This is a genomic window from Haloparvum sedimenti, assembly GCF_001462205.1.
GTDB classification, from domain to species: domain Archaea; phylum Halobacteriota; class Halobacteria; order Halobacteriales; family Haloferacaceae; genus Haloparvum; species Haloparvum sedimenti.
In genome coordinates, this window is record NZ_LKIR01000124.1 from 21,155 (window position 1) to 28,022 (window position 6,868).

General features: G+C 69.7%; 6 protein-coding genes and 1 pseudogene. 3 read left to right on the plus strand and 4 right to left on the minus strand.

Annotated elements, in window-relative coordinates; all coding sequences use genetic code 11:
- Positions 1–375: 375 nt before the first annotated feature.
- Positions 376–1,113, plus strand: coding sequence for a sugar phosphate isomerase/epimerase family protein (locus tag AN233_RS09370; protein ID WP_058366527.1), 738 nt, complete (start codon positions 376–378; stop codon positions 1,111–1,113).
- A gap of 39 nt (positions 1,114–1,152) precedes the next feature.
- Here the strand turns inward: AN233_RS09370 and AN233_RS09375 are convergent, their stop codons facing one another.
- Positions 1,153–2,178, minus strand: coding sequence for an NAD-dependent epimerase/dehydratase family protein (locus tag AN233_RS09375; RefSeq protein ID WP_058366528.1), 1,026 nt, complete (start codon positions 2,176–2,178; stop codon positions 1,153–1,155).
- An 815-nt stretch (positions 2,179–2,993) separates the two neighbouring features.
- Here AN233_RS09375 and glmU point away from each other — a divergent pair.
- Complete coding sequence (gene glmU, locus AN233_RS09380; RefSeq protein WP_058366529.1) at positions 2,994–4,181, plus strand: bifunctional sugar-1-phosphate nucleotidylyltransferase/acetyltransferase; 1,188 nt, start codon at positions 2,994–2,996, stop codon at positions 4,179–4,181.
- A gap of 89 nt (positions 4,182–4,270) precedes the next feature.
- Here glmU and AN233_RS09385 read toward each other — a convergent pair whose 3' ends face one another.
- Positions 4,271–5,443, minus strand: coding sequence for an MFS transporter (locus AN233_RS09385; protein ID WP_058366530.1), 1,173 nt, complete (start codon positions 5,441–5,443; stop codon positions 4,271–4,273).
- 212 nt (positions 5,444–5,655) lie between these two features.
- Here AN233_RS09385 and AN233_RS09390 point away from each other — a divergent pair, with 212 nt between their 5' ends.
- Complete coding sequence (locus tag AN233_RS09390) at positions 5,656–5,853, plus strand: hypothetical protein (protein WP_058366531.1); 198 nt, start codon at positions 5,656–5,658, stop codon at positions 5,851–5,853.
- A gap of 26 nt (positions 5,854–5,879) precedes the next feature.
- Here AN233_RS09390 and AN233_RS09395 read toward each other — a convergent pair whose 3' ends face one another.
- Positions 5,880–6,290 (minus strand): RidA family protein, encoded by a 411-nt coding sequence (locus AN233_RS09395; protein WP_058366532.1) that lies wholly within the window; start codon positions 6,288–6,290, stop codon positions 5,880–5,882.
- Between the two features lie 108 nt (positions 6,291–6,398).
- Positions 6,399–6,868: pseudogene (locus AN233_RS09400) on the minus strand (TRAP transporter large permease subunit); the annotation flags it as partial.

Genomic DNA, 6,868 nt, shown 5'->3' on the forward strand with positions numbered 1-6,868 from the left:
CTTTCAGCCCCACCCACCACACCGCAACCGCCCCGCGACCGCACCGCGGGCCTCGTACCTCCCCAGCCTCGGCGGCGGCGCGGCCGCGGAACCGCACAGCAGGCGGCCGCGCCGCCGCCTCCCTCGCGCGGTCGCGGCGACACAGGGTCGCCGCGGCGCGCGCCGACAGCACGGCACTGCGACCGCAACCGCACCGCAACCGCACCGCTCCGCGACCGCACAGCACCGCACCACCGCGAGTTTCAGAAAAGCGAGACTTCTGAATCGGTCTGCATCACTCAGTATCGGTGTCACTCGGGAACATACAGGTCGCGTCGGGCTGACCAGCCGATCCAGTGCGGAGGGATTTATTACGCTCCGTGCTGCCGTCCGCGCATGGCGCGTACTGCGATCCAGCTCTACACCCTTCGCGACATCGACGAACCGCTCCCCGCACTGCTCGACCGCGTCGGAGACACGTCCTTCGAGGGCGTGGAGTTCGCCCACCGCGTCGGCGAGGCCGACCGGGGAACGGTCGCCGACGCGCTGACCCGCAACGACCTCGCGCCGGCGGCGGCACACGTCGGGCTTGCGGCGCTGGAGGAGTCGTACAACGAGACGACCGCGCGGTACCGGACGCTCGGCGTTGAGACGCTGGTCGTCCCGTGGCTCGACCCCGAGCACTTCGAGAGCGAGGCCGGAGTTGCCGACGCCGCCGAGCGGCTGAACGCCGTCGCGGCCGACCTCGCCGCCGACGGCTTCGCGCTCGGTTACCACAATCACGACCAGGAGTTTACCGATCTCGACGGCCGACCCGCGCTGGAGGAACTCCTCGCGCGCACCGACGACCGCGTGGGGCTGGAACTCGACCTCGGCTGGGCCGCGGTCGGCGGCGTCGACCCCGCCGCGTACCTCGAGCGACACGCCGACCGGATCACGCACGTCCACGTTTCGGACGCCGACGCCGCGTCGGGCACGCCGGTCGAACTCGGCGAGGGCGCCCTCGACCTCGACGCGTGCGCCGCTGCCGCCCGCGAGGCCGGCGCCGACTGGTTCGTCTACGAGAACGACGATCCGAGCGACGCCGCAGCGTCGCTGACTCACGGGGCGACGACGCTCGACCGCCTCCGGTAGCGGGCGGACGCCCGGTTCGGTCTCGTTCGCGTCTCCGCTTCAGTTCAACCAGTTCGCGACGACCTCGGCGGTCCCCTCGCGCCACGCCGCGACGAACGCGTCGTCGTTCTCGGCGTTCCACGGTTCGACGGCGTCGCGGGCGTCCATGTCCGCGACCGTCCGCCGGACGCCCTCCTCGAAGCCGACCTCGTAGCTGAAGCCCAGGTCGCGTTTCGCCTTCGCGTTGTCGAAGACGGTGCTGAACCGGAAGTGGTCGCGGAGCATGTCCGTCCGCTCGGGGAACGCCTCGCGGAGCACGTCGGTCGGGACGTGAACGAGGTCCGGGTCCGGCGCGTCGAGCGCGCGGGCCACCGTGCGGTGGTACTCGTTCCACGTCATGCACTCCTCGCTGGTGACGTGGTAGGCCTCGCCGTGCGCGTCGGGGTTGCCGACCGCGCCGACGAACGCGCCGGCCACGTCGTCGCGGTGACACGGTCCCCAGACCGACGTGCCGTCTCCGTGGACGATGATCGGCTTCCCCTCGCGGATCCGGTCGACGTAGTAGCTCCCCGCCCCGAGCGTGTGCAGGACCGGACCGCCCTCGCCGTAGGTGCTCCAGGGCCGGACGATCGTGGTCGCGAAGGCGTCGCCGTGCGCATCGAGGAAGACGTCCTCCGCGGCCGCCTTGTTCGCCCCGTACGCGCTCACGGGCTCGCCCTCGCGGTCCGACTCGCGGACTGCCTCCACCTCGGTGACCGGCATGCGGTCGAGCGGACGGTGGTAGACGTCGACCGTCGAGCAGAACACGTACTGGTCGGCCACCCCGTCGAACGCCGCGACGGCCTCGCGTGCCGTCTCGGCGTCGAAACAGACCATGTCGATCACGCAGTCGGGGGACACCTCGCGCGCCGCCCGGTCGAGCACCGCGGGGTCGTTCCTGTCGCCGTGGCGGAACTCGACGCCGCTCGGGAGGTCCGCGCTCGTCTCGCCGCGAGTCAGACAGGTCACGTCGTGGCCGACCGCCGCGAGCCCGCGCGTGACGCCCGTGCTTATGAGTCCCGTGCCGCCGACGAGAAGTACGTCCATGCGCTCCGGTCGTGGTGGGGAGACGTAAAGGCGCCGCCGAGACCCGTCGTACGTGCCGGCTCCGCTCGATCCGTGACCGGACTGTTCGAGCGGTTCGAGAATTTCACGATTTCAAGACACTCCACCAACTCCAGAAATTCTGCGTTCGTCGCGTATTTACATCACGGCTCCCTCCCGGGTTCTCGCGACTCAAGCAGTCTGCAAACTCGGGACTTTCCACGGTGTCTCTCGATCGTGGGATCTTCACAATTTCCACAATTTGCATAAATTTGGAACGGTCTGGGCATCTCACCGTGTTTTCGATGCTCGAACGGGGTACACGATGTCCGTCGGGTGCGCCGTTTCCCGCTGTTCGTCGTGGTCCCGCGCCGGCGTTCACTACCGGTGATGAACTCGACGTGGCGCCCCGGCGGGGTTCACGACCGCCTTCGACGCGGCCGCTCTTGCGTTTATCTGTCGGAACGATTTGCGAACATTCTAAAATTTCATATTCCAGACCTTATTCAAAATTTTAAAATTCGCTTTCTTACCCTACTTATGCTCCTCTGGCTCCGATAACTCGGTTAGAATTTTCTCGTCTTCTCTGATTTTTGTCTGGTCGTGCTGCCGTAGGCATTCTAAAAATTCTACACTGTTTAGAAAGCCGGCAACGTGTGGGATCTGCTCACTTCGCGAACCGTTCGCGAGGTGTACGCTTCGTGAACCGTGAGACCGGTGGCGTAGCCGACCACGACCGCGGTTCGGTTCGTTCCGCTCGCCCGCCGGCGAGCGGTCGCCGTCGCAACCTCTTTGCCGGCGCGGACGGATGCCCGGATATGCAAACCGTCGTCCTCGCGGCCGGACAGGGAACGCGGATGCGTCCGCTCACGGACGCGCTCCCGAAGCCGATGCTCCCGGTCGCCGGCAAGCCCCTCGTCGCGCACACGGTCGAGACCGCCGTCGCGGCCGGCGCGAGCGAGATCGTGTTGGTGGTCGGCTACGAGGCGGCCGCGGTTCGCGACTACTTCGCGGCTCACGGCCCGGGCGTTCCGGTGACCTTCGCCGAACAGACCGAACAGCGCGGAACCGCGGACGCGGTTCGTGCGGCGGCGCCGCACCTCTCGGACGCCCCGTTCGCGGTACTCAACGGCGACGCGCTCTACGACGAGGCGTCGCTCGCCGCGCTGTACGACACGGGGCCGGCGGTCGGCTCGTTCCGTGTCGACGACCCCTCCGCGTACGGCGTACTGGAGGTGGACGACGAGGGGGCCGTCGCGGGCGTCGTCGAGAAGCCGGCCGACCCGCCCTCGAACCTGATCAACGCCGGCGCGTACGTCTTTCCGGCGGTCGCGCGGGACTGGCTCGACGTCCCCGAGAGCGAGCGCGGCGAGGCCGAGTTGACCGACGTGCTCCAGCGTTGCTGCGAGACGGCGACCGTCGACGCCGTCCCCTTCGAGCGCTGGCTCGACGTGGGCCGGCCGTGGGAGCTGTTGGCCGCAAACGAGTGGAAGCTTGCGGCGCTCGAGACGCGGATCGACGGGACGGTGAGCGACGACGCACACCTCTCGGGGACCGTCGTCGTCGAGGAGGGCGCGACCGTGAAGCCCGGCGTCGTGATCGAGGGACCCGCCTACGTCGACGCGGACGCGACCGTAGGTCCGAACGCGTACGTTCGCGGGGCGACCTACCTCGGCGAGGGCGCGAAGGTCGGCCACTCCGTGGAGGTGAAAAACAGCGTCCTGCTGGCCGGAGCCAGCCTCGGCCACCTCTCGTATCTCGGCGACAGCGTGCTCGGCCGCCGGACGAACTTCGGAGCGGGGACGAACGTCGCCAACCTCAGACACGACGGCGAGGACGTGCGCGTGACGGTGAAAGGCGAGCGCGTCTCCACCGGTCGCCGGAAGTTCGGCGTCGTCACCGGCGAGGCGGCGAAGACCGGGATCAACAGCGCGCTGAACGCCGGCGTCACCCTCTCCTCGGGGGCGACGACCGCTCCGGGCGAGACGGTGACGCGGGATCGATGACGCGGGATCGGTGACGCGGGACCGGCAGCACGCGGTCGGTGAGACGGTGACCGTGGGACGGCGCGATTCGTCGGCTCCGCGGATTCGCCTCAGTAGCCGAGCCGGAACAGCGTGTTCGCGCCGATGGCGACCGCCGTCACCGCGAACAGCGCCGCCATGACGCCGAACGACACCGACCAGCCGAACAGGTCCGCGAGCAGGCCGACCGTCGCGGAACCGGTCGACCCGAGCATCGTGTACACCGTTCGGACCAGGCCGAAGCCGGCGCCGCGTTCCGCCTCGGAGAGGTTGTCCATGAACCGCGGGTCGAGCGCGGAGAAGAAGCTCGACCCGACCCCGGCCAGGACCACGGCAACCGTGACCGCGGCGGTCGGAGGACCGGCGACGAGGAGGGCGACGCCGGCCGCCCCGGCGACCATCGACACGCCGAGCGCGAGGTCCCGCCCGAACGCGTCCGAGAGCTCCCCGAGCGCGATCTGTCCGACGGCGCGGACGACGAAGAAGCCGGAGAACACCGCCCCCGCGAAGGCGGGCGTCACGTCACGGAACTCCACGAGGAAGGTGGGCAGGAACGAGAGCAGCCCCTGCGCCACGAACGTCCCGCACGTGGCGATGAGCAGCGTGAACGCGATGGGCGGCCGCGAGACGACGCGCGCCAGCGGCCCGAGCTCCAGGCGATCGCGAACGGGCTGCTCCGGCCGCCGTGGCTCGGTCGGCCGAACCCGTCGGGCGAACAGAACGAAGACCGGCAGCCCGACGAGCGCGGCGAGCGCGACCGCCGGCCGCCAGCCGTATCGCGTCCCGACCCACGCGGCGGTGACGGGCGCGAGCAGCCCCGCGAGGGGCGCCCCGAGCGAGTGGATCCCGACCGCCCGACCCATGTCCTCGAACGTCCGGGAGAGCAGCGTCGTCGCGACGCTGTAGTGGAGGCCGGCGACGGCGCCGAGCGCGACCGCACAGAGCACGAAGATGGCGAACACCGGCACGACGGCCAGCAGGAGGCTCGTCGCGGCCGTTCCGCCGACGGCGACGAGGATCACCCGACGCTCCCCGAACCGGTCGGCGAGGATCCCGCTCGGAAACTGAGCGAGCCCGTAGGCCATCCACATGCCTGTCAGGGCGAGGCCGACGCTCGCGTTCGAAACCGCGAAGTCCGCGCGGATGAACGGGATGACCGGACTGATCGCGAGCCGCGCGAAGAAGGTCACGAAGAACGCCAGCATGCACGCCGCGAGCACGGTGTGTCGGTAGTGCCAGCCCATCCGATAAGCGACCGGTTCGCGGCCGCGGTAAATGAGCTTGTGGGTCCCCGAGATCCGTGCACGGGACGACGCAGTCGCCCGAATTCGGACGCGATTCGCGCGATTCGCTTTCGGTCGGGTCGGCCGCGTCTCGGGGGCGGTCCCGCTCGGTCCGGGAGCGGTGTCCCTCGTCTTGGGAAACGTTCACGCCCGTTCGGCTACTACTCCCGGGCATGGATACGGATCACCTGCTGGCGGTCGTGCCGCACTACGTGGCGCTGTTCCTGCTGTTGGCCGGCAGCCTCGCGGTTATCAACGCCCTCGCCGGCCCGATCGGGTTCTGGGCCGAACTCGCCGTCGTCGTCGTGATCGCCTTCCTCTATCGACCGCTCGTTCTCCGACTCGGCGTCGCGCCCGAGCCCTGGCGCTGAGAGGCGCTCACGCGCCCGCGCCGTCCTCAGTTCGGATCGTCCGACCTCCCCGCGGCCCGGTCCGGGTCGACCGCGACCGCCTCGATCTCCACGTCGGCGTCGACCGCGAGATCCGCCACCGCGACGGCGCTCCGAGCGGGCATCGGTGCGGCAAAGCGGCGACGGTACGCGTCGTTGAACGCGTCGAAGTCGGACAGATCGGTCAGGAACACGGTCACCTTCACCACGTCGTCGAGCGTCAGCCCCGCGGCCGCGAGCACCGTTTCGAGGTTGTCGAGCGTCCGCTCGGTCTGCGCGCCGACGTCGCCGTCAACGATGCCGCCGGCGGCCGTTCGCGGGACCTGTCCGGAGACGTATACGGTGTCACCGGCCCGGACCGCCTGTGAGATCGGGGAGTCGCTCCGGGGCGCGTCGTCGGTGTCGATCGCGGTACGCATGCGTGTCCCTTCGGCACGCGGAGGATAAAGGTGAGCGCCCGGCGCGTCGTGGTGCCGGCGCGGTGGCGTGCCGCGGTGGCGCTTAGCGGTCGGTCGCCGCGCGGTCCGTCACCGCGCCGCGCCCGGGAGCTTCGCCTGCACCGATTCGGGGAGGTACTTCCCCTGCCAGGCGACCAGCGCGATGACGAGCACGGCCGCGATCAGGCGGAGCACGCCCGCCGCGGGAACGAGCGGCGCGAACAGCAGCACCGCAGCGAGCGCGAGCAGCGCCGCCCGAACGGGCAGCGGGACGGACCCCTCGAGGTGATTGACCAGCGCCACGGCCATCGCCACGAACCCGACGAGCACGACCAGGAACGTGGTCGCCGTCGTCGGGAACTCCCAGAACAGGAGGCTGTCGTTGAGGACGAACACGTACGGGAGGACGAAAAGCGGCGCCGCGAGAACCAGCGAGCGCCGCGCGGTCTCCCAGAAGCTCCCGCCGCTGATCCGCGAGGTGACGAGACACGCGATGGCCACCGGCGGCGTGATCGCCGAGAGGATCGCGAAGTAGAACACGAAGAAGTGTGCCGCGAGCA

Coding starts and splice junctions, on each gene's coding strand:
- AN233_RS09395 (WP_058366532.1), bottom strand. CDS start 6,290: ATGCGTACCGCGATCGACACCGACGACGCGCCCCGGAGCGACTCCCCG.
- AN233_RS09390 (WP_058366531.1), top strand. CDS start 5,656: ATGGATACGGATCACCTGCTGGCGGTCGTGCCGCACTACGTGGCGCTG.
- AN233_RS09370 (WP_058366527.1), top strand. CDS start 376: ATGGCGCGTACTGCGATCCAGCTCTACACCCTTCGCGACATCGACGAA.
- glmU (WP_058366529.1), top strand. CDS start 2,994: ATGCAAACCGTCGTCCTCGCGGCCGGACAGGGAACGCGGATGCGTCCG.
- AN233_RS09385 (WP_058366530.1), bottom strand. CDS start 5,443: ATGGGCTGGCACTACCGACACACCGTGCTCGCGGCGTGCATGCTGGCG.
- AN233_RS09375 (WP_058366528.1), bottom strand. CDS start 2,178: ATGGACGTACTTCTCGTCGGCGGCACGGGACTCATAAGCACGGGCGTC.